We start from the raw sequence: 22,633 nt of genomic DNA on the forward strand, positions 1-22,633 counted from the left end.
AGCTACCCGACTATTCCAGCGGCAATAGCCGAGGTCACCATTAAGCGTTCTGCGGAGAGGGCGGGACAGCGAACTTAAAGCGCTTCTTAAGTATGTCTTCCGGCTCGTCGAAGCCTTCGAGGTACGCGCTGTCAGGGTAGTTTCCGTATTCGTCGGACAGGTATTCGGCGACGATCTTGTCATAGTTCTTTGCAATGACGTTCGACGCGGGATTCAACTTTCTCACCAGCAGCAGCCCGGTGGGTTCGGTGCCGGCGCAAATGATCTCGAGGTCCGGTCGATATTGCTTGAGGCAGAAGTAGAGCTTCCACACATCGCCCGTCCAGGCGCCTCCGGTTGGGGCGCGCTGCGCTTCCCGAACGGTCCGCGGGCGGACGTCATCGACCACGATGATCCCGTCAGTCGTCATATTGCGTTCGACGTTCATGAAGTCGCGAAGGGCGAACTCGAAATTGTGGAAACCGTCGATGAATGCCAGCTGTGCGGCATTTCCGCCAAGTTCCTGTCGAAGATCGTGCTGCTGAAAGAAATCGTCGCTCGTCGAACGGAAGAGCTTTGTGAATGCCGTGAACGGAAAGGTGATCTGGAATCTCGGATCTATGCCTACGGCAAACTTCGTCGCGCGGGACAAGGCCGCCCCATTTCGAATTCCGATCTCGACATAATAGTTCGGATCGACTGCACTGTGCAGATGCCCCAGGAATTCCAGATACTTCATGTTTCCCTCACCACGGCACGCCGCGCTGTTTGAACGTTGCAAACTAAATTCGAAAGTGTCAAGGTAATCGCGCGACGGGAGCGCCTAGCGTCCATAAATACGGACGATATAGAGTTGGGATTGCGCTTTAATGCAAGGGCGACGGTAGAAGTGATGCCTTTCTCCTCGAAGCATGCCAGTCGTTTTTCGGCGGTCAGTTCTAAGCCCTTTATTATGTCTGGAGAGGGCACGCCTGCCGGTCCGAGTCGCGTCCGCGAACGGTCTCGTGGGGCGCACCCCAGGGAGCGCTGGTCTCTGTCATGACAGGAGTAGGCTAACTCACCGTGAGCATCGGCGAGATATCCAGGTTGCGGGAGGTCTGAACGAGGCGCTGCTGGCGCGAGGAGAGAAGGGAAGTCGGTATCGAGGCGATTTCTTGCTTTTTGCCGGCAATTCTCACTGCGCCGGCTCGCAGGAAGGCTGCCAGTGGTGGCATTTCTTCGATAGGTCTAAGATACTCGTCGAGTACTTGTCAGACTGTGCGGACGAATTTTCTGCCGGCGCGATTGGTCCAAAGGACTGCAAGCCAGCCTCCTTGGGCCAACCCGAAGTGAAGTCCCTCGGAAGTTGCAGTAAGGCATGATGTGGTGTGGGAAAACCAGAGGTAGATTGATCGAATGCCAATTAACCACGAACACCGAGCTATTTTTATTCATATCCCAAAGAGTGGCGGTACGAGCGTTCACCAGTATTTGAAGGCTAAGACCGGCGGCGAGCGTTGGGATTTCTACGGTAGAAAGTTCGGTGACCGCAAAGACCTGGAAACCCTCAGGTTGCGCAGCCCGGTGACGAACCGTGTGCTTCGGCAGGCGCAGCATCTCACTGGGGCGCACATCAAGGGCATCGTCAGTGACGATGTCTGGAATTCCTACTTCAAGTTCGCGGTCGTCAGGAATTCCTGGGATCGGATCGTCTCCTATTACGAGTATGCGCGCCAAACCGGCGGCCGGGATGGCACCGACGTATTGTCCTTCAAGGAATGGTTCTACGAGCGAAATCCCTTTCCGAGGGCGCTTCCGTACATCCAGACGGAGCCGGGAAAGATCGCCATCGACTATGTCATTCGCTTCGAAAAGCTCGTGGAGGGCCTGGGTGAGGTTTGTGCCAAAACCGGCATTCCCTTCTCAGCTGCCGACTTTCCGCACGCCATGAAAACGAAACGCAAGCACTATACGGAATATTACGACGACGACATGCGCAAAATGGTGGCGGATCGGTTGGGCGAGGACATCGAGTTCTTCAAGTTCAGATTTGAAAAGTAAGTGGGGAACGGAGTGGAACTGTTTCCTGACGCAGACCTGAAGAGTGTCGTCGTTACGCGATACAACATGCGACGTCCCTATAGGCCTGGCGACAGCTGGCTGCTCCATCGCAAGGCCCTATTCGACAAATACTGTCTGCCGTCCATGCGTGCGCAGACGATGAAAGACTTCACGTGGTTCGTGTTGTTCGATCAATCGACGCCACGCGAATTCACCGACTACATCGCCGACGTTGCCCATCCGATCAGAGGTGCCACACGTCAGGAGATGGCCGAGGCCATGAGGGAGGTATTGGCGAAGAAGAACAAGGGGCCGGTTGCCTGCGTCTCGACCCGACTCGACAACGACGATGCCTTGGCGGTCGATCACCTTGCCGTGGCGAGGTCGCTCGCGAGGTCGGTCGTCAACTCGGCTGAAGTGTTGGGAACGCCGCACGTTCTGAATTTCCGGTCCGGTTACGAACTCAGTACCGAAACCAATCAGTTGTTCGCGCGCAACTATCCAGCCAGTTCGTTCTTTAGTCTGGTGGAGGCGCCGACCGAACCAAAGGATCTGCGTCTTGCGATCGGCTTCCACCACGCGCGAATCCAGCAGTCTTTTCCGACGACCAATATCGTCACGATAAAGCCCATGTGGTTGATCGTCGTGCATGGTCAGAACATTGCAAACAAGATCAAGGGCGAGAAGGTCGACGACGAAACGCAAGGAGTATTGCGTACGCGATTCGGATGTTCTTGATGGGCCGTATTGGCCGCCCTTGCCGGTCTACGGGGAAGCGCCGCCCGCTGCACGCGGGTGGACGTTTTTCCACGGGCGGGAACAGAAGATGAGAGATGCGGTGCTGGCGACATGAAGCGGCTTGCTTTGCATATCGGTGTCAAGAAGACCGGCACGACGACGTTGCAGAAATTCCTGGAAGTCAATCGTCGCGCCTTGCTTGAGAAGGGCTTCGTCTACCTTCTGACGCCGGGGGCGAGATGGTCGTCTAAGCTGGCCGGCCTGGCGAAAACACACCGGGATCCGAATGCCGTGCCCGACGATTTCCTGCAACGCCTTGCGGCGGAGGTGAGGGCGGAAGCTCAACAGGGGCGTTCCTGCGCCATCGCCTCCTTCGAAGGTTTGGTCGATCTGGGTCCGCGGGACATAGAATGCCTGTTCGACAGCTTGAGCACTTTGTTTGAAGAAATCTCCGTTCACGTCTATCTGCGGCGGCAGGATCTGGCGGTGATGAGCCACTATTCCACCGCGCTGCGCGGCGGCGGCACGCGAGCCACCATGCTGCCGGCCACGCCGGATCTCAAGAATCCGGCACTGAACTACGAGGTGCTGCTGGACCGCTGGGCGGCGGCGGTCGGGGAATCTCGCATTCATCCCAGAATATTCCAGACCGAGGATCTGACGAACGGGGATCTGCTGGAAGATTTCCTGTGCGTCCTTGGCATCAGCCCTGACCATCTCGTCCGGCCGTCGAATGTAAATGTTGCGCTTTCGGATGAAGCGAAGTTGTTCCTGCGCACCTTCAACAAGCACGTACCGGCCCGGGTTGGCGACAAGCCAAATCCCTTGCGGGGGCCTGTTTTCCATCTCTTGGACAAATATGACGGACCCAGGAAGATGAGTCCCTCTCGGGGACAGGCCATCAAGTTCTACGAGCCGTTTCGTGCCTCGAATCAACAGGTTGCGAAGCGATGGTTTCCAGGGCGAACCGTCTTGTTCAGGGAGGATTTCGCGGAGTATCCGGAAAACGAAGTCCATGGAGAGTTGACGGCCGAGGGCGCCATTCGCATCGCGTCCCACCTGTGGCAGTCGCTCATGAGGCAAAAGGTCAAGCAAGAAGGCGGTGACGTTCCGTCATCGCAACGTTCGGAAAACCCGACTGACGCCACCGATGCCGTCGCGCCGCAGAGCGCCGGTCGAGAAAGACGCGCCCGCCCCGCAGGACGGAGGGGCCTCGGCAAGGACCAGCGTTCCGGCTGACCTCGCCGAGGCAGGACCGCCCCAGGAGGGAGGGGGAGGTGCACGCAACCGACCTGCGGCCAATCCATTGTGAGATTTGCCCATGCTGACGAACGCATCCATTTCCCAGACCACAAAGCCGGCGCGCCGCAGGCTTCGGGAATTTCTGTCGCCTCTGGCAGTGCTTGCGGGTGCGGCGATACTCTTTGGTGTCCCGAACGCCAGCCAGGCCCAAAGGATGGACGGCGCCCTCCTCGGGCAACCTGCAACAGCTCTCAAGACCTGGGACATCGACAAGGTCTGGACCGGCGTTCCCGTCGAGTTTTCCGCAGTCCGAGCGGGCGACGAGGTCATGGCGGGATACTTCGATCAGTCGCGGCAACTGTCCGTCGCGGTGCTTCCGCTGAATGGTGGCAGTGCCACGCACATCCGCCTGCAGGATACGTTCAAGGGATGGGATGGGCACAATTTCGTCGTGCTCGCCGTTGATCGGGCCGGCACCATCCATGTTGCCGGCAACATGCACGGCGATCCGCTCAAGTACTTTCAGGTACGCAAGCCATACAGCAGCCGTACCGAGAAGGCATCGCCCATGGTTGGCGCAGATGAATCCAGCGTCACATATCCGAATTTCTATTACATGGACGATGGCAACCTGGTCTTCGGCTATCGCGAAGGGAAAACGGGTGATGGCGCCTGGTTCTTCAACAAGTGGACAGGGACAGCCTGGGTGCGCCTTTCTCCGGGACCTACCTTCAGTTCACGATTTTCCGGCGAGAGCGTGAACGCCTATCCTCGCTCTGCCAAAGCGAACGATGGAACGTTTCACTTCGCCCTCCAGTGGCGCAAGCCGGGTGGCCTCTCCGAAAACTTTCGGATCACCTATGCCCGGACAAAGGACTTTGTGCGATGGAGCCGGCTCGACGGTTCACCCATTGAGTTGCCGCTGACGCCTGAGAATACGAGTGTCGTCGTCGACGCCGGAACCGAAATGGGTTTGCGAAGCGGCCCGATCAGCGTTGACGATCGTGGCCGGCCTGTCATCAGCTTCACGCGATACGCACCCGATGGGTTGAACGCAGGGTATGTCGCCCGCGGAGATGCTTCAGGTGCTTGGCTGACTGAGGAGATCGCTCGCACGAGCCGTCGCTGGGTGATGGAAGGGCGGGGAATAGGCACACGTGCCATCGCCGTGGGATCGAAGGCGGTGATCTTCCGTGACGGCACTCCCATCGCCTGCTTTCGCATCCGCGGGCGGGGTCTCGAATGCCAGATGCTCGATGCGCAGACCCTCAAGCCGGTGAAGGCGGTTACCCTTGAAGCGGATACCCGGCCACGGGCGGCGGCGGCTTCGAGCGATGGCCTGGCGGAGCCTTCGGTGCACGAAGTCGCGGTTCTCGACGCCAGCGGAGAGGAGACGGAAGCCTCGCTGGTTTGGCCCACCCAGTCCGCACGTCGGTGGCGCTGCACGCGGGAGACGCCAAACGCTTGCAATCCTCCGGCGAAGATGTTGCGACTGGTTGCGCCAGCAAACTGGGCTGCGGACGGTCGATAATCGCGTCGATCGCGTCGAACGGAACCTGCTGCCGGCCAGCAGATCGCGACGGGGCTCGTCAGCGGCTGTCGCGACGCGCCGGACAGGCCGTTCGCCGGTGCGGCTGCAGCGCCAGCTCAGTTCAGTCCGTTGACCGATTCGAGAACCAGTTGGCCGTACAGAGCGTTTGCATGAATGTTGTCGCTCTTCTCATGGGCGCGCGAATTCATCAGCCTTTTCGAGCCGGACATAAATTCGCTCTTCGTGGTGAAGGGCGTCTCAAGGGTCTCCTGGGGTTGCGGGACGTAACCGCTTGCACCCGTGGCCTCCAGAAGGGCCTCCGGAATCAGCTTTGACAGGGCAGCCGACTCCTCGGAATACGCCAACTGGCGGAGCCAACGGACCTTCTTGTTCCGGCCAGGTCGCGCCCCTTCCGTCGCTTCCTCCGAAATCGCCTTATGATCCGGCGCGGGCTGCGGAACGAGGAATAGCGGCTTTTGGGTCGCTTTCTGCACATTGCGGGCGGTGAAGCCGGCCAGGGATTGCCCGAACAATCCGACCACGGCAGATCGATATGTCTCGGTCGAGATCACGTGGCGATCACCAGAGGCCGGGCCGTCCGTTGTCTGGAATTCCGACACCAGAGGATGCAGGGTGCGGATGTTCGATCCCATCCCGACCAGGCAAATCACATCGTACTCGCTGCAGTCGACCGCCTCCACGCCCCAGATCGCCCTCGATGTTCTGAGCGCTTTTGCGGACAGCGGGACAAGGCATGAGCCGCGAATGCCCACCTGTCTCATCAGATCGCCATGAAGCCCAAAAAAAACGGGTTCATAATTCAGGTTTGGCGACAACTCGGCCAAGCCATTCTTCAATGCTGCAAGGTGCGAATTGCCAATGAAGAGAACGCGCCTCATTTCGCGAAGGCCTCGAGCATCGCTTCCTCGCAGACGACGTCCTCATCGTTTGCGACTTCGGCGCGCCGCCCAGCCTTCGGGCCATGTCCGACGTCGTCCGATTCAGCGCCATCGGAGGCAGGAGACGGCTTTCCGCTCGTGAGCTTGTTGTGCTCCTCGAAGAACAACTGCATCGCTACGTTCACGCCTGCGGGAGATACCGCGCGCAGATTTGCTTCGTAGAAGAAGCCCCGCGAAAAATGACTCGCGATCAGCTCGTAGGACGGAAAATAGTCGATGTCGGAAAACCGCTGGTACAGTTCTCCGCATGCCGCCCTCAAGACCGACTTGGAGTAAATCGTCGCTTGAAGAACATGGGTATCGGCGGCGGTGGCCGTCAATGGTACCGGCGAAACGGTAACGAGGAATTTGCACTTACGGTTGTACGACCTGATGATTCGTCTAACCGCTATGAAATCCGCCAGCACTTCCGAAACAGTGTAGTTCTTGAACTCATACACTGAAGGATCATGTTCGCCGGCGATGGTGCCGGGAGCGGTCGGATACACTGTGCCGGTCGACCGGTGCACCCAGGCCTCGGTGAGTCCAAAAGTGAAAATGAACAGGTCGACATTCGAGATGAGCTGCCTTACGCGCCTCAGGTGATCGGCGCGACAGGCGAGCACCGCTGCCGCCGACTCGAAGCCATTGGGTTCGATGTTCGGGCGCTGTGAATCGTAAAAGCGACCTCGTCCTTCCCATACGATGTTGGCGGGCTCGAACTTCCCTTCGCTCTCCATCAGGAGCTGATGCAGCTGGCGGGCCGTGTAGATGTTGCCGTAGCGCCCCGAATAAAGCCCAAAACCTCTCTCTGCGGCCTCATGGGCCGTCAACCCTGGCGGAGCCGGCTCGACATCGAGAACGTTGCAGCCATGAGCGTTAAGATTCCGTGAAATATGCTGGGCAAAGCAACTTCCAGCAGCGGCGATGCGGTCGTCGGCCTGTATTTCAAAACGTTTTCTATAGAGGTGCTTCACCGAGAGCGGGCTTTGCTCCGAAACGCCCGTTCGCCAGAATCTCTCTGGCGGCAGATCTGCGTACGGCGAAACAGACATCTTGGTCTCCAGCTGGATTCGCGAAGAATACTCGCACCGAATTGGTGGGGCGATCAAGCAAGGGGGGGGAGGAGCAGGGCCCGAGATACCGCTTTCGCCGATCAATGGCGAGCTTAATAAGGTCACGCTGCACCTGGGATGCTTTAGTCCCCAGCAAATCTTGCGCCAGGTGTATTGCCGGGGCTTCGGCAACCGCGATCGCGACGGCCGGTGTCATCGGGGTATACTCTTCAGTATCTCTGCGTCATTTTGGCTCGCTTTGCGGCCGATTGAGATCGCAGGCGATTCCGGGCGACGAAGGCCTCGATGACCCTTCATGCGCTCTTTGCATCCGAACGCTATTCTAAATGAAGACGCTTTGGACAGTGGAGGGTAGAATTCATGAGGCGTGCGTGCGTTATCCACGCGATGCATGGGAATGTCTGGTAACGGCAAATATACTCACGACTGGCGATCCATGAGGCGAAGATCCTCGGGACCCCGCCGGGTGATCCAATTCGGGGGCTGAAGTTTCGGCATGAATCGACACCAGGATGAAGAAGGTATGTCGGCGGCGCCGACCGAGAGTGCTCAGTCGAGCGGCGCGCAGGCAGCTGGACTTGAATCAGGCGTCAGCGAGCCGGGGGCTCCGGTGGGATGGGATGTATCCCCTCAGATCATCTCCTGGAGTGGCGTCGCCCTGCCTCCTGCCGCGGCGCGCAAGCGACGGATCGCCTTGGGGAAGATCGGTCAGCTTTCTTTCAAGTCCGGGGTCGAGGCCCGCAAGTGTCGCCTCGAGATAGCGCCGCCCGGCAAGGGAGCGCAGCCCAGTTCGCTGATCGTCGAGATGGCGGCAGACGGACAGAAGGCCGCCCGGCTCATGTTGCCCTTGTCGCTGCCGTCCATATTGGGGAGCCTGCCCCAGGGCGCGGTGGCCACCTTCTCCCTCTCGTTCCGCCTTCACGCCAAGGAACGGGCCGCGCCGATCGACTGGATCATGCTGCTCGGAAGGGGAGCTGACGGGAACCTGTTCTTCTGGCGAAAGATCGCCGAGAGGGTCGATCTCCGGTCGCCGGAGATCCGCACCTGGCGCGTCTCCGTCGTCGTGAACCACAAGGAGATGCCAAGCGAGATCTTGCTCGGCATCGAACTGCGGCCGAGTTCTGGCCAGGTGACGATCGGCGAGATCGGAATGGCGCTCGAGGCGGTCGCCACCGATGTCGCGACGCTCGATTTCGACCCGAAGTCGGGAGGGGTGGGCCGGCTCCGGGCGACCGAGGAGAAAGCCGATCCATGGCTGCATGCCTGCGCGGGTGCGGTGTCGTTGGCGCGGTTCAAGGTCAGCCGAACCACCGACCTTCTCAAACTGAAGCGCGAAGGCGAGTTCCTGAGATTCACCCTATCGCCGGAAGCTCTCGCACTTCCGGTGGGGGCGCCTCGTGACGGTTTGCGGCTGGTCCTGACGGATCGCGGTACAGCCGTCGCCCAGGCCAATGTCGGGGCCGGCCCTTTGCCGGCACCGGCTGAGCGCGAGTCCCGCCCTTTGCCTGCACCGGCTGAGCGCGAGGCCGGCCCTTTGCCGGCACCGGTTGAGCGCGAGGCCGGCCCGCCGGAGATCGGCGCAATGGACGACCAAGCCTTGGCGACGATGTTGCGCCAGATTCGCAATGGCGAGGTCCTGTCGCGCGCCCGCGCCCATTTCAAGGCCAAGAACTGGGAGGGTGTCCTCAAGTTCCATAAAGTGCTGGTTGGTGAGACAAGAGACTACCAGCGGCTTCTGGCCATCGTCGGCCGCGCGGCCGTGTACGCCAACGAAACCCAGATCGCCACGCGACTGCTTGGAACTGGCGTCGCGGCGTTCCCCGATGACGCCAAGATGCAATATTACTACGGTCTCGCCCATACAGGTGCGGGCCGATATCGCGAGTCTCTACCCTGCTTCCGTGCAGCCTTGCGCTTGTCGCCTTCCGATGACCAAACGAAGAAGGCCCTGGCCAGTGCGTTGCGGCGCGCAGCCCGCGACACGACCGTCACGGGCGAGCGCACTGAGATGCTCGGCGAAGCGGCCGGCCTGTTGAGTGAGGTTCTCGCCCAGGAATACAGTCGTGCCACTGCAATTACTCTCGGGGAACTTCTGACTGAGCTCGCACGCCATGAAGAAGCGCTTGGGTTGGTCGAGCGGCTGCTCGCCGATGGCCAGCAGGATGCGGACGTCCTGCTTCTCAAGGTCCGGAATCTGACCGCGCTCGCCCGGGTGGACGAGGCCTTGCCGCTCGCCGACCAGGTCATCTCCATCGAGCCCGACAATCAATCCGCTCGCTTCCACCGTCGCGCGCTGCAGTTCCTGGGACACGGCGCGGCGGCAACCGGCGAACCTGTCCTGGGCGATGTGATCCGGCTCCCGTCCGGAGGTCTACTGATGGGGGCGCTGGGCGAAGCCGGTTGGCCGCTGATGCCGAGACCGGCGGACGCGGCGGAACTGGCCAAAGCGCTCGCTCGTCTCCCGTTCGACTGGTTGCGGATGATGGACACCAGGAGCATTCAGACTCCGCCCGAAAATCTCGGAGCATCAATCGATGCCTTTTCGGGGTTTTGCGAGCATGGAACGGCCGGCGGCCAGCCGACGAAGCTCTGGCGGAGGGATGCGATCGTTCACCTGGCGGAGAGTGGATTGATCCGGCCGGACCTCGCGGACCTCGATGCGTTCGAGGCGGTCTACGGTCGGTCGCCGGCCAGCGTCTCTGAAAATTCGACCGTGATCATTGTCGCGGGCCCGGCAAGCGCCCAGGGCGATGGAGACGATCGGTTCGCCCGAAGCCTGGCCGAGCACTACCGTTCCTTCGGCTATGATGCGATTGTCGTCGGCACCTTGCCTGACTTGATCGGCAAGCTCGGTGAAGCGGATGGCTTTCGGTTTGCCTTCGTCGAACAGACGGCGGCGTCGCTGCGGCGAATCATCCTGCAGTCCAAGCCCCGCCTGGTGCATGCCCTGTCAGGAGTGGGATCGGAAGTGAGCGAGGCGCTTGCCTACACCAATATCCCCTTCATCTATGGCGTTCACCTCGAAGGCGAGGCGTTGGGAGACGATGGCGAGGGGTATCTCAATGGCGATGGCCGCCGCATCTCGGCGCCGCTGTTTCAGCGCATTCTGACGCGCGCGCAGAGCGTGTACGCAAACTCTGAATCGACCCAGTCCGTACTCGAGAGAACTTTCGGCATTCGCTGCCCGGTGATTGAAACGGTGCCGGCCGAGGGAGGGAGGCCGTGGGGCCTTACATGAAGGAGCCCTCGGACTTCGTACTCGTATGCACGGAGACGTCGAAAGGATGTGAGCTGATCTTTGAGGTGGCCGCTTTGCGGCCGGAGATCGCGTTCGTCTGCATTGTGGGGCCGCAGGTTGCGGAAGAGGCGGAGAGTATTGCCGCGGTCCGCGGGCTGACAAATGTGCGGATGGATGAGGCGGGCAGCGATGTCGCTTCGCTCTGTCGGGCCGCCAGGGTGGTGGCCATTCCGGGCTTCGACTCCCCGGAGTCATTCAATCGGGTGCGTATCGAGGCCGGAAGATTCGGGAAGCCCGTTATGGGCTCGAAGGTCGCGCAGGTCTCTCCGTCCCGTCCCGTACAGGACATGCCCGTGCCCGACATCGCGGCGGCCTGGGCATTTGAGCTCGCACGGCTGTATGCCGAGGAGGGTCACTGCGCGACGCAGCGCACGACGCCGCTTGACCGACCCCGCAATGAGGCGCCCGCCGGTCGACGGGCCATACTGCAAGACGTGGTCCGTCACGCTCACGCGCCGGTGCTTGTGGGCGTAGGGTCGGGCATTGGCAACATGATCCACGTCTCGCCGATGATCCGCCGGCTCGTTCGCCATCTCGGGGCGCCCATAGACCTCCTGGTGGTGGAGGATCACAGCGACAGTCTGTTCCTGCTCCACAATCGCGACTACGTAAATGCCGTGTACTCGACGCGGCAGTATGCCCTCGAGCGTCGCTACGATACGGCTTTCCTCACGCATTGCTTCGGCCCCGCCCGGCTGCCGATCAATGCCGAACGGGTCGTATGGTCAAGAGACTGGAGCTTTTTTCATCCAGATCATCCGCTACACGAGGCGTTGTTCAATCTTGAGGCCGCCCGGCGCCTTCTCGGCGTCGACTATGCCGCGGAAGACGCAAGCGACCCCTACGTAGGCAACTTCAGATATCGATGGCCTGCCGGCAACCTGGTCGGCTTTCATGGCGGCTCGAAGCATGGGATCTGGGTCAGCAAGCGCTGGCCATACCACAGAGAGCTCGCGAGCGTGCTGAAGGAGAAGGGCTACCGGGTCGCCTCTTTCGGGACGCCGGAGGAGTATGTCGAGGGAACCGAGGATATGACGGGCGGCACCATCGAGGAGATGGCCGAGCGCATGCTGGCCTGTTCATACTTCGTATCGAACGACAGCGGCGTGATGAACATTGCCAACGCCTTGGGAATTCCGCTTCTCGCCATATTCGGCCCGACAAACGCCCGCACACGCGGGCCGCTGCGAGCGACGAGCCAGAGCTTGAGCCTGCTGAAGGACTGCGCGCCTTGCGAGTACAAGAACTCGGCCTATTTTCTCTCGGGACAGTGCCGCTGCCTCCGAGAGCTGTCGCTCGAAAGGGTTTTCGAGGCCTTTGAGCGTTTGGTGGCCGCAGCGCGGCCCGGCGCCTCTTCGGGCGGCTAACGCCAGAAGAGCGCGAGCAGGATGATGATGGGAATCGGAATGCCGATAAGCCAGAGCAGAATTGAGCGGCCCATTTTGATCTCCTTTGGTCGAGGCGAGTCCAAACGGCCGCCTCGCCTTGAAGGTTGCGCCGCCTCGTGCAACTTGGCTTAGGTCGTCGCGTTTTCGCGAGGCTCACAGGAGTGGCGTTCCTTGGCTCTTCTCGACGGTCGTACGATCCTCATCGTTGAAAACGATCCAACCATCGGACTGGATCTCAGGGCGACTTTGTTTGCCGCGGGGGCGACGCCCGTCGGACCTGCCAACAGCGTCGAGAGCGCCTTTGTCCTGATTGCCGACCACACGATCGATGCGGCGGTTCTCGATATCCGTCTCTACAAGGACGAGTTGGTGTTCCCGGTCGCCGATACCCTGCAGGCGCTGAGGGTGCCCTATGTCTTCGCGAGCGGCCGGTCCACCGCCCTGATGCCGCTTCGGCACGGCGACAGGCCCTTCTTCGACAAGCCGTTTCGCGCGGAGCAGATCGTGGAGGCGCTTGCGGAGTTGCTGGCGGACGAGACCAGCCGTTAGCGGCTCGCCAGGCAGTCGCGCGGTTGCAACGCCGATCGTATCCGCGCGTTGGGCTGAAATCGCACCAACTTGCAGGAGCCGCCGATGCCCACCCCCAAGGAAATCGAAGAGAAGTTCTGGTCGGCTCTCAAGTCCGACATGACCATGATGCTCGGTCTCGATGGCGTCGAGGACGGGCACGCCCGTCCCATGACCGCGCAGCTCGAAGGCGAGCGTGGCCCGATCTGGTTCTTCACCAGCCGGGAAAACGCCATCGTCGAGAAGCTGGGCGCCGGCGAGGGCAATCGCGCGATCGCGACTTTCACCTCCAAGGGGCATGACCTCTTCGCGACGGTGCATGGTGGGCTCTCGCTCGACAACAACCCGGCGGTCATCGACCGGCTCTGGAACCGCTACGTGGCCGCCTGGTACGAGGGCGGCAAGACGGATCCCAAGCTGGCGCTGCTGCGTCTCGATGCCGAGCGCGCCGAGATCTGGCTCGATGCGTCGAGCATCGTGGCCGGCATCAAGATGCTGCTCGGCGCCGATCCCAAGCAGGACTACAAGGACAAGGTCGCGACCGTAACCCTGCGAGGCTGAGTTGCGGGGAATGGATCGCCGCGTCGAAGAGGCGATCGGCGCCCAGTTGCGCTACTGCGCCGGCAATCGCCGGCGCATAGCGCGACGCCTTCGCGAACTCGATGAGGAATGGGACCTCGAAAGCGTCCTCGAAAGCAACGCCTCGATCGTGACCGCCCTCGGCGTGATCGCGGGAGCGGTGGTGAATCGTCGAGTGCCGTCCGTGCCGGTCTCCTGGGCCGCTTCGCTGGTCCGGCTTGCCGCGAACGGCCTGTTGCCGCTCGAGCCTCTGCTGCGGCGGCTGGGCCTCAGGACGTCTCGCGAGATCGAGATCGAACGCATGGCCCTGACGATCATGCGGGGCGATCTCGAGAGGGCCCCCGCGTCGCTGGCGGGTCGCCGCACTTCCGACAGCGGGATCCGGGTCGTCCGCCACTGAGGCGCGACGACCCGAGCCGGGATCAGTCGCCTGCCGCGGCGAGGCCTTCGGCCGGCGGCGGTGTCGTCTTGCCCTTCTTGGCCTTGCCGCGTTCTTCGAAGCGCTGCAGCACGGTGAAGAACGACGGCACGAACAGGACGGCCAGGCAGGTCGAGGCGATCATGCCGCTGAACACGCAGAGGCCCAGCGAGATGCGCGAGTTGGCGCCCGCGCCCGTTGCCGTCACCAGCGGAACCACGCCCAGGATGAACGCGAACGAGGTCATCAGGATCGGCCGGAAGCGGGTGCGGGCCGCATCGATCGCCGACTCGACGATGTCCATGCCCTCGGCCCGGCGCTCGCGCGCCACCTCGACGATCAGGATGGCATTCTTGGCGCCGAGCGCGATCAGCAGCATCAGGCCGATCTGGGTGTAGATGTTGTTGGCCAGCCCGACCGCGTTGAGGGCGATCGCCGGGCCGCTGAGCGCAAGCGGCACGGCGAGGATGACGCCGAGCGGCGCGATCCAGCTCTCGTACTGGCCGGCAAGGCAGAGATAGACGAGCAGGATGGCCAGCGCGAAAACATACAGCAGCTGGTTGCCGACGACCTCTTCCTGGTAGGCCATGCCGGTCCATTCATACCCGGTCCCGGCGGGAAGGATCGCCTTGGCGATCTGGTCCATCAGGTCGATGCCTTCGCCCGAGCTGAATCCCGTCGCGGGAGAGCCCACGATCGCGGCCGACGGGTAGAGATTGTAGAGGCTGATCAGGGGCGGGCCGAGCGCGGGCTTGAGCTCGGCGATGGCGCCGATCGGCACCATCTGCCCGTCGAGGTTTTTCACCTGCAGCTTCAGGATGTCCTCGGGCCGCGTGCGGTACTGCGAGTCGGCCTGGATGTAGACCTGCAGGCTGAGGCCGAACTTGTTGAATCGGTTCACGAAGGACGAGCCCATGTAGCTCGACAGGGTCGTGAAGACGTCGCCCACCGGCACGCGGAGAGACTCGGCCTTCACGCGATCGACCTCGATGCGGACGTGCGGCGCGCCGGAGCGGAACGAGGTGACGAGGTTGGTGAGCGCCGACTGCGTGCTGGCGCTCCTGATCACGGTGTCGGTGATGGCCTGCAGCTTGGCATAGTCGAAGCTGCCGTCCTTCTGCTCGATCTGCATCTGGAAGCCGCCGGCATTGCCGATACCCTGGATGGCGGGCGGCACGATGACGAAGGCGCGACCGTCCTGCAGGACCTTCAGCTTCTCCATGAGGCCGAGCACGATCGAGCGCAGATCCTGGCCCTTGGCTTTCAGGCGCGTGTCCCAATCCTTGAGGATGACGTAGGTTACCGCGGCGTTGGCCAGGGAGGAGTTGCTGTCGAGCACCGACATGCCGCCCAGCGCGACCACATTCTCGACGCCCGGCGCCGCCATGGCGATCTCGGCGGCCTGACGCAGCGTGGCGCCCGTGCGCTCGAGCGAGGCACCGTCCGGCAGCTGCACGCCGATGATGAGATAGCCCTGGTCCTCGTTGGGAATGAAGGCCGTCGGCAGGCGCGCGACGCCCCATCCACCGATGCCGGCCGCGACCAGCGCCAGCAGCACCATCAGCCCGGCGCGGTGGACCATGAAGCCAACCAGCCCCGCATAGGCGTCCTCGAGTTTGCCGTAGACCTTGTTGAAGCCGCGGAAGAAGACGTTGCGCTTCTCCGGCGGAGTGGAGGGCCGCAGCCACATCGCGCACTGGGTGGGCTTCAGGGTGGCGGCGTTGACGGCGCTGATCAGGGCGGTGGCGGCGATGACCAGGGCGAACTGGGCGAACATCTGGCCGGTCAGGCCGGGCAGGAAGGCGGCCGGCAGGAACACCGACATCAGCACCAGGGTGATGCCGATCACGGGGCCGAACAGCTCGTCCATCGCCTTGATCGAGGCGTCGTGGGGCGTCATGCCCCGTTCGATGTGATGGGCGACGCCCTCGACGATCACGATCGCATCGTCGACCACGATGCCGATCGCCAGCACGATGCCGAACATGGTCGTGGTGTTGATCGTGAAGCCCAGCGCAGCCATGGCGGCGAACGCGCCGATGATCGTCACGGGGATCGTGGTCGCCGGCACCAGCATCGCGCGCCAGTCCTGCAGGAAGATCACGATCACGATCAGGACCAGGATGCCGGCCTCGATCAGGGTCATGAAGACCTCGTGGATCGATGCCTTCACGAAGAGCGTGGTGTCGAACGGTACCTCGTAGGCGAGGCCGGGCGGGAACGACTTCGCCAGTTCGGCCATCTTGGCCTTCACGCGATTGGCGACGTCGAGCGCATTGGCGTCGGGCAGCTGGTAGATCGCAAGGCCCGAATTGGGCTTGCCGTTGATGTGCGAGGTCTGGGAGTAGGTCTGGGCGCCGAGTTCGACCCGGGCGATGTCGCGCACCCGCACGATCCTGCCGCCGTTGCCCTGCTCGGCTTTGACGATGATGTTGCCGAACTCCTCGGGCGTGCTGAGGCGGCCGACGACGTCGATCGTGTACTGAAAATCGAGGCCCTTGGGCGCCGGCGGCTGGCCGACCTGGCCGGCCGTCACGTCCTGGCTCTGCTGCTGGATGACCTTGCTCACGTCCGCCGGCGTGAGGCCGAACGTGTAGAGCTTCTGCGGGTCGAGCCAGACGCGCATCGAATACTGGCCGACGCCCAGCACGTTGACGTTGCCGACGCCGGGCAAGCGCGCGAGCTCGTTGACCAGATTGATGGTGGCGTAGTTGCTGAGGTAGAGGCTGTCGTAGCGCTGGTCGGGGGAGGTCAGCGAGACGATCTGCAGGATCGACGTCGATTTCTTCTGCACGACCAGGCCCTGGGCCTGCACCGGCATGGGCAGGGAAGCGAGCGCCGCGCTGACCTGATTCTGCACCAGCACCTGCGCGAAATTGAGGTCGGTGCCGATCTCGAACGTCACCGTCAGCGTGTAGGTCCCGGAGTCCGTGCTGTAGGACTGCATGTAGATCATCTTCTCGACGCCGTTGACCTGCAGCTCGACCGGCAGGGCAACGTCGTTGACGACGACGGCGGCACTCGCGCCCGGATAGGTCGTTGTGACCTGGATCGTGGGCGGCACGACGTTGGGATATTGCGCGATCGGCAGGGTGGCCAATGCCACGCCGCCGATCAGCACGATGATGATGGCGAGGACGTTGGCCAGAACCGGCCGGTTGATGAAGAAGGCGGAAATCATGGCTGCGCTCCCCGGCCGGTCACTTGGGTGCGGCGGGGGGCGCGGCAGGAGACGCGGCAGGAGACGCGGCGGGAGTGCCGTCGGTCGCCACGGGGATCGTCGTCACCTTGGGAACCACCTTGGCGCCGGGAATCGCGGCGCCGTTGGTGTTGAGCACGACCTGGTCGTCCGGCTTGAGGCCGGTCGAGATCACGCGCAGGCCGCTGGCGAGAAGCTGTCCCGTGGTGATCCGGGTCTGGACGACGACATTGTCCTTGTTGACGGTCATCACGTACTTGCCGGCCTGGTCCTCGGCGATCACCCGGTTGGGCACCAGCAGCGAGGCCGTCGCCTCCAACCCTTGAGGCACCTTCACGCGCACGAAGAAGCCTGGAATCAGGATGCGCGCCGGATTGGGGAAGAGTCCGCGGACCAGGATCGTACCGGTCGTCGCGTCGAGCTCCGGCGACACGTAATTCAGGAAACCCTTGTGGGGAAATCCCTCCTCGTTCATCAGGCCGATGTCCAGCGGAACCTTGCTGAGTTCCTCGGGGTCGAGACGGCGATCCTTCAGGTTCTGACGGATCTGCAGCACGTCCTGTTCACTCATGGTGAACGTGACGTAGATCGGGTCCAGCTGCACGATCGTGGCGAGCTTGGTGGCGGTCGAGGCGCCCACCAGTTCTCCGACCGAGATCAGATGCTTGCTGACGATGCCGTCGAACGGCGCGAGGACGGTCGTGTAGCCGAGGTTGGTCTGGGCGATCGTGAGGTTGCCCTCGGCATTCTCGACATTGGCCCGCGCATTGTCGCGCTTGGCCTTGGCTGTGTCGTAGGTGGCCTGCGCCGAGACGTTCTGACGGAGCAGGGTCTCCTGACGGGTGAACTCGGCCTCCGCCTGGGCCAGCGAGGCCTTGGCGCCGTCGAGCTGGGCCTCGGCCTCCTTGACCTTGGCCTTGTACATCGTCTGCTCGATGCCGAAGAGTTTGTCGCCCTTCTTCATTACAGAGCCGTCGACATAGTCCTGCGAGACGAGGAAACCCTCGACGCGGGCGACGAGGTCGACGGTCGCGAAGGCCACCGTGTTGCCGGTGAGCACCTCGAAGGGCGCGACCTCCTGCTTCACGGGCACACCGACGCTGACCTCGGCCGGGGGCGGGGGCTGGAACTTGTTTTCCTGCTTGCAGCCAGCCACCAGTCCGGTCAGCGCGATCGCCGCCAGGAAGGGCACCAGGCCCCGAATGCGCCGTGCGGCTGCAAAAACAACGGCTTCATCGCTACGATTCGACATTTTTCCGACGATGCTCCCCGCGAGGCCGGCGCAAGCGTTAGCGCATCCCCTGCAGGATTGCCACAGTCGGGACCTTCACAGCCGATTGAGAAGCAGCGACAGATTGTTCGCCGGCATCTCGACGATGTCAGGCGCGGAAAAGCCCTGCGCGCCGGCCAGCCCGATGACGGCTTCCAGGTCCCGCACGCCCCATGCGGGATTGCGCCGCCTCAGGTCGGCGTCGAAGGCTTCATTGCTGGGCGCCGTATGCCGGCCGCCGCGACGATAGGGTCCGTAGAGGAAGAGCAGACCGCCCGGGGGCAGCAGGCGGGCGGCGCCGGCGACCAGCCCGATCGCGGCTTCCCACGGCGCGATATGGATCATGTTGCAGCAGAGCACGGCGTCGGCCTGTTCGACCGGCCATGTCGTCCGGGTGACGTCGATCTCCAGCGCCGGGCGGACGTTGCCCAGGCCCAGGGTCCGCACCCAGTCGTCGACGCTGGCGCGGGCGCCGGCATCGGGGTCGCTCGGCTGAAAGGTGAGTTCGGGCCGGGCGGCGGCGTAGTGCACGACATGTTCGCCGGTGCCGCTGGCGATCTCCAGCACGAGACCCTTTGCGGGAAGACGCGGCTGCAGCACATCGAGAATGGGTTGCCGGTTGCGGGCCGCCGCCGGTGCTTCGCGCTTCATCGTGCCTCCTGGATCGCGTGCCAGATCCGCGCGGGGGTCGCGGGACCGTCGAAGCCTTTCACGCCGAGCGGCGCCAGCGCGTCAAGGATGGCGTTGGCGATGGCGGGGAAGGCCGCGATGGCACCGGCCTCGCCACAGCCCTTCACCCCCAGCGGATTGGTCGTGCAGCGGGTCGGATTGAAGCCGAGATCGAACGACGGCAGGTCGTCGGCGCGGGGCAGGGCGTAGTCCATGAAGGACGCCGCCACCATCTGGCCCGAGGCGGCGTCATAGGCGGCAAGCTCCAGCAGCGCCTGGCCCGCGCCCTGGGCCATGGCGCCGTGCGCTTGGCCGGTCGCGATCATCGGATTGACCAGCACGCCGTAATCATCGACGGCCGTGTAGCGCGCCAGGTCGACCTGGCCGGTGTCGCGGTCGATCTCGACTTCGACGACGTGTGCCCCGTTGGGAAAGGTCATGTGCTCGCGCTTCCAGGCATGGAACGTGTCGAGCGGCTTGCCCTTGTCGCGGCCGAGCGCGGCCACCTCGAGCAGGCCGATGCCGCGGTCGGTCCCCGAGACCACGAAGCGTCCGTCCTCGAAGCGGATGTCGGCTTCCGAGGCTTCCAGCGCATCCGCCGCCAGCCCCGTGCCCTTGGCGATGATCTCGTCCGAGGCCCGCCAGAGCGCCGTGCCGCCCATGTAGGTCGCGCGCGAGCTGCCATGGCCGCCGCCGAACGGGATCGCGTCGGTATCGCCCTGCACGAGCCGGATGCGCGCGTTGGGGACCCCCAGCCGGTGGGCGAGGATCTGCGGGAAGGTCGTCTCATGGCCCTGGCCGATATGTTGCGTGCCCGTGATCAGCGAGATCGTGCCGTCAGCCTCGAAGCGCACGTCGACATTCTCGTCCGGCGGGCCGCCGGTGGCCTTGATGTGATAGGCGAAGCCCAACCCGCGCAGCCGGCCTCGCCCCGCGCTGTCGCGACGCCGCGCCTCGAAGCCCGCACGGTCGGCACGACCCAGCGCAAGGTCGAGCGATTCGGCGAAGTGGCCGCTGTCGACCTCGAAGCCCAGGGCATTGGTCATCGGCATCGCCTCGGGCGGCACCATGTTCCAGCGCCGGAGGTCGGCACGGTCGAAGCCGGTCTGGCGCGCCGCCGCGTCGATCAGCCGTTCGACGATGTTGATCGCCTCGGCGAAGCCCGGTCCGCGCGTCACCCCGATCGGTGCGGTGTTGGTGACCACGGCGACGACATGCAGCGCGATCGCGGGGATGCGGTACACCGAACCCTGCAGGTGGATGTACTGGTAGGTCTGCACGCCGCCGCCGGCGCCGGCCATGTAGGCGCCGAGATTGGCGAGACTCGAAATCCTCAGGGCGAGGAATTTGCCCTGCGCGTCGAGCGCCAGCGACGCCTCGGCCCGCATGTCGCGGGCGGCGTGATCCGACAGGAACACTTCGCCGCGGCTCGCGATCCACTTGACCGGCCGGCCGACCCTGCGCGCCGCCCACAGGACCAGCGCGTGCTCGACATAGGCGAAGTTCTTCGCGCCGAAGCCGCCGCCCACGTCGGGCGCCACGAACCGCACGTCCTTCGGCTCGACCCCGAGCGAGCGGGCAACGTGGTTGCGGTTGATGTGGATGTTCTGGCTGGAGACCTGGAGCGTATAGCGGCCGGTTGCGGGATCGAACGTGCCGACGCCACCCCGCGGCTCCATCGGGTTCATCACGATGCGATGGTTGTCGAGTTCGAGCGACACGACATGCGCCGCCGCGGCGAAGGCTGCCTCGGCGCCCGCCGTGTCGCCGGTGCGCCAGTCGAGGCAGGTATTGCCGGGGATCTCGTCCGCAAGCTGGGGCGCGCCGGGTGCGCGGGCGGCCTCGGGCGATGTCACGGCCGGCAGCGGTTCATAGTCCACGACCACCAGCTCCGCGGCATCGAGCGCCTGCGCGTGCGTCTCCGCCACGATCAATGCCACCGGCTCGCCGGCAAAGCGCACCTTGTCGCTGGCCAACAACGGCTGGGCTGCGAAGGCGAAAGGCTCGCCGGTCTGGATATTCGCCTCGGCATAGGGGCGCAGCGGCTTCAGCCCCTCCGCCATGGCCTGGGCGCCCGTGAGGACGGCGAGGACGCCGGGAGCCGTCCGGGCCGCGGTGGCCTCGATCGACCGGATGAGCGCATGGGCGTGCGGCGAGCGCAGAACGACGGCCTGGGCCAGACGATCGAACGTCAGGTCGTCGAGATAGGCGCCCTGGCCGGTGACGAAACGCGCGTCCTCGCGCCGCCGGGGCGAGTCTCCCATCCGTTCGATCGTCATGTGCGCAGCGTCTCCGCGTTCTGGGCCTGGCGCTTCTCGTCCCACCAGTCACGCATCTGCAGACCCCAGTAGGCAAGCTGCGTCGCCGCCCGGCCGGCGGATCCCCCCGCCCAGCCGGTGCCGAAGGGCGCGAACAGGAGGCAGCGCGAGGGATCTCCCAGAATGCCGGCGGCGACCGCATCCGCTCCCGCGGCCGTCTGGGCGACGCCGTGGCCGCCGAAGGCCGAGCAGACCCAGAGCCCGGGCTCGATCTCGCCCACCTGGGGCATCTTGTGCGGCGCGTAGCCCATGATGCCGGGCCAGGCGTGGGCGATCTCGATATGGCCGAGCTGCGGATAGACCGAGAGGATATCGCGCCGCATCATGTCGCGAAGTCGCTTGGGCTCCGTCGTGTCGGTCGTGATGCGGCCGCCCCACAGCAGCCTGTCGCGATCGACGATGCGGTAATAGTCGCCGGCGCGGCGCGTGTCGGAGATCGCGCCGGTCCACTGGATCGCTTCGCCGAGCCGGGGCCCGAGCTTCTCGGTGACGGCGACATAGGTCGCGACCGGCAGCACCGCGCCGGCGAGGCGCCGATGCACCGGCCCGAGATCGGCATTTCCCGCCAGCACGACGTGATGCGCCGTCAGGCTGCCCTGCGGCGTGCGCACCCGCCAGCCGCCCCCCGCGCCGTCGCCCTCGCGTGCGAGCTCGATGACATCGGTCCGCTCATAGATCTTGCCGCCCCGTCGTTCGATGGCGCCGGCGAGCGCCAGCGCGAAGTTCAGCGGATGGATATGGAAGGCGGTCGGATCGTGGATCGCCTGATGGTAACGTGCCGTCGCGAGCACGTCGCGCACGCGCGAGGTCTGCCACGGCTCGAAGGCGGCGCCCAGCTGTTCGGCGAGTTTGCGCGTGCGATCGGCGAAGCCCGTGCCCTGGTCGGTGCGAGAGACGCTGAGCTTGCCGCGGCCCATCAGGATGTCGGGCCGTCCAAAGTCCGTGATCGCCTCACGGACGATGGCCACGCCCCGTCGCGACTGCGCATAGAGCTGGCGGACGTGCTCGAGTCCCAGCCGGTCGACCAGCGCGCCGGATCGCTGGGCGTAGCCGGCCCCCACGAAGCCGCCATTGCGGCCCGATGCGCCCCAGCCGATGCGCCGACGCTCCAGCAGCGCGACCCGCTTGCCCTTCTGCGCCAGCAGCCGCGCCGTGTGCAGGCCCGCGAAGCCGCCGCCCACGACGACGACATCGGCCACTTCCTGCGTGGCCAGCGCTGGGCGTACCTTGTCCGCGTCTCGCGTAGCGGCATACCAGCTGGCCGGATAGTCGAATTCGGTCATGTCCATTCTTCTCCGCGAGAAGAGGTGCCATGGGAAGGCTTGCGCGGCCACCTCCTCTCCCGCACTAATTTTGCCGGAGACTTTCTACCCGCTTCCGCAA

General features: G+C 63.8%; 17 protein-coding genes. 9 read left to right on the top strand and 8 right to left on the bottom strand.

Annotated features, from left to right (window positions below):
• Positions 1-40 precede the first annotated feature (40 nt).
• Positions 41-718, bottom strand: coding sequence for a class I SAM-dependent methyltransferase (locus ACO07K_RS27250; protein ID WP_422033512.1), 678 nt, complete (start codon positions 716-718; stop codon positions 41-43).
• 656 nt (positions 719-1,374) lie between these two features.
• Here ACO07K_RS27250 and ACO07K_RS27255 point away from each other — a divergent pair.
• The 4 genes from ACO07K_RS27255 (at position 1,375) to ACO07K_RS27270 (ending at position 5,530) form a co-directional block, all read left to right on the top strand.
• Entirely contained in the window at positions 1,375-2,019 is a 645-nt protein-coding gene (locus ACO07K_RS27255) for a sulfotransferase family 2 domain-containing protein (RefSeq protein WP_422033514.1), read from the top strand.
• Between the two features lie 12 nt (positions 2,020-2,031).
• Positions 2,032-2,757 carry a glycosyltransferase gene (locus ACO07K_RS27260; protein ID WP_422033516.1) on the top strand — a complete coding sequence of 242 codons (726 nt, stop codon included), beginning with the start codon at positions 2,032-2,034 and terminating at the stop codon, positions 2,755-2,757.
• Between the two features lie 111 nt (positions 2,758-2,868).
• Positions 2,869-3,996: a hypothetical protein gene (locus ACO07K_RS27265; protein WP_422033518.1), complete on the top strand. Its 1,128-nt coding sequence runs from the start codon at positions 2,869-2,871 to the stop codon at positions 3,994-3,996.
• A gap of 82 nt (positions 3,997-4,078) precedes the next feature.
• Positions 4,079-5,530, top strand: a complete 1,452-nt coding sequence (locus ACO07K_RS27270) for a BNR repeat-containing protein (protein WP_422033520.1) — start codon at positions 4,079-4,081, stop codon at positions 5,528-5,530.
• Positions 5,531-5,646: 116 nt separating this feature from the next.
• Here the strand turns inward: ACO07K_RS27270 and ACO07K_RS27275 are convergent, their stop codons facing one another.
• Together ACO07K_RS27275 and ACO07K_RS27280 are read right to left on the bottom strand one after the other, a co-directional pair.
• Positions 5,647-6,429, bottom strand: coding sequence for a hypothetical protein (locus ACO07K_RS27275; protein ID WP_422033522.1), 783 nt, complete (start codon positions 6,427-6,429; stop codon positions 5,647-5,649).
• Complete coding sequence (locus ACO07K_RS27280) at positions 6,426-7,523, bottom strand: GSCFA domain-containing protein (RefSeq protein WP_422033524.1); 1,098 nt, start codon at positions 7,521-7,523, stop codon at positions 6,426-6,428. Before ACO07K_RS27280 ends, ACO07K_RS27275 begins: the two co-directional genes overlap by 4 nt.
• A 517-nt stretch (positions 7,524-8,040) precedes the next feature.
• Here ACO07K_RS27280 and ACO07K_RS27285 point away from each other — a divergent pair.
• From ACO07K_RS27285 to ACO07K_RS27305, 5 genes are all read left to right on the top strand, one after another.
• Positions 8,041-10,782, top strand: a complete 2,742-nt coding sequence (locus ACO07K_RS27285; RefSeq protein ID WP_422033526.1) for a glycosyltransferase — start codon at positions 8,041-8,043, stop codon at positions 10,780-10,782.
• Positions 10,779-12,209, top strand: a complete 1,431-nt coding sequence (locus tag ACO07K_RS27290) for a glycosyltransferase family 9 protein (protein ID WP_422033528.1) — start codon at positions 10,779-10,781, stop codon at positions 12,207-12,209. Before ACO07K_RS27285 ends, ACO07K_RS27290 begins: the two co-directional genes overlap by 4 nt.
• A gap of 192 nt (positions 12,210-12,401) precedes the next feature.
• Positions 12,402-12,779, top strand: a complete 378-nt coding sequence (locus tag ACO07K_RS27295) for a response regulator (RefSeq protein WP_422033530.1) — start codon at positions 12,402-12,404, stop codon at positions 12,777-12,779.
• Between the two features lie 84 nt (positions 12,780-12,863).
• Positions 12,864-13,358, top strand: a complete 495-nt coding sequence (locus tag ACO07K_RS27300; protein ID WP_422033532.1) for a pyridoxamine 5'-phosphate oxidase family protein — start codon at positions 12,864-12,866, stop codon at positions 13,356-13,358.
• 10 nt (positions 13,359-13,368) lie between these two features.
• Entirely contained in the window at positions 13,369-13,776 is a 408-nt protein-coding gene (locus ACO07K_RS27305; RefSeq protein ID WP_422033534.1) for a hypothetical protein, read from the top strand.
• A 22-nt stretch (positions 13,777-13,798) separates the two neighbouring features.
• On the opposite strand, the gene ACO07K_RS27310 is transcribed toward ACO07K_RS27305, so the two are convergent.
• The 5 genes from ACO07K_RS27310 to ACO07K_RS27330 all read right to left on the bottom strand — a co-directional run bounded on the left by ACO07K_RS27310 (position 13,799) and on the right by ACO07K_RS27330 (position 22,533).
• The gene (locus tag ACO07K_RS27310; RefSeq protein WP_422033536.1) at positions 13,799-16,975 is read right to left on the bottom strand and encodes an efflux RND transporter permease subunit; all 3,177 of its coding nucleotides are present in this window, start codon (positions 16,973-16,975) and stop codon (positions 13,799-13,801) included.
• Positions 16,976-16,994: 19 nt separating this feature from the next.
• Positions 16,995-18,245 (bottom strand): efflux RND transporter periplasmic adaptor subunit, encoded by a 1,251-nt coding sequence (locus ACO07K_RS27315; RefSeq protein ID WP_422033538.1) that lies wholly within the window; start codon positions 18,243-18,245, stop codon positions 16,995-16,997.
• Positions 18,246-18,320: 75 nt separating this feature from the next.
• Positions 18,321-18,914: a DUF938 domain-containing protein gene (locus ACO07K_RS27320; protein ID WP_422033540.1), complete on the bottom strand. Its 594-nt coding sequence runs from the start codon at positions 18,912-18,914 to the stop codon at positions 18,321-18,323.
• The gene (locus ACO07K_RS27325) at positions 18,911-21,211 is read right to left on the bottom strand and encodes a xanthine dehydrogenase family protein molybdopterin-binding subunit (RefSeq protein ID WP_422033542.1); all 2,301 of its coding nucleotides are present in this window, start codon (positions 21,209-21,211) and stop codon (positions 18,911-18,913) included. The genes ACO07K_RS27320 and ACO07K_RS27325 overlap by 4 nt, the downstream gene beginning before the upstream one ends.
• Entirely contained in the window at positions 21,208-22,533 is a 1,326-nt protein-coding gene (locus ACO07K_RS27330) for an NAD(P)/FAD-dependent oxidoreductase (protein ID WP_422033544.1), read from the bottom strand. The genes ACO07K_RS27325 and ACO07K_RS27330 overlap by 4 nt, the downstream gene beginning before the upstream one ends.
• Positions 22,534-22,633 lie beyond the last annotated feature (100 nt).

The organism is Reyranella sp. (assembly GCF_965228225.1).
GTDB lineage: Bacteria > Pseudomonadota > Alphaproteobacteria > Reyranellales > Reyranellaceae > Reyranella.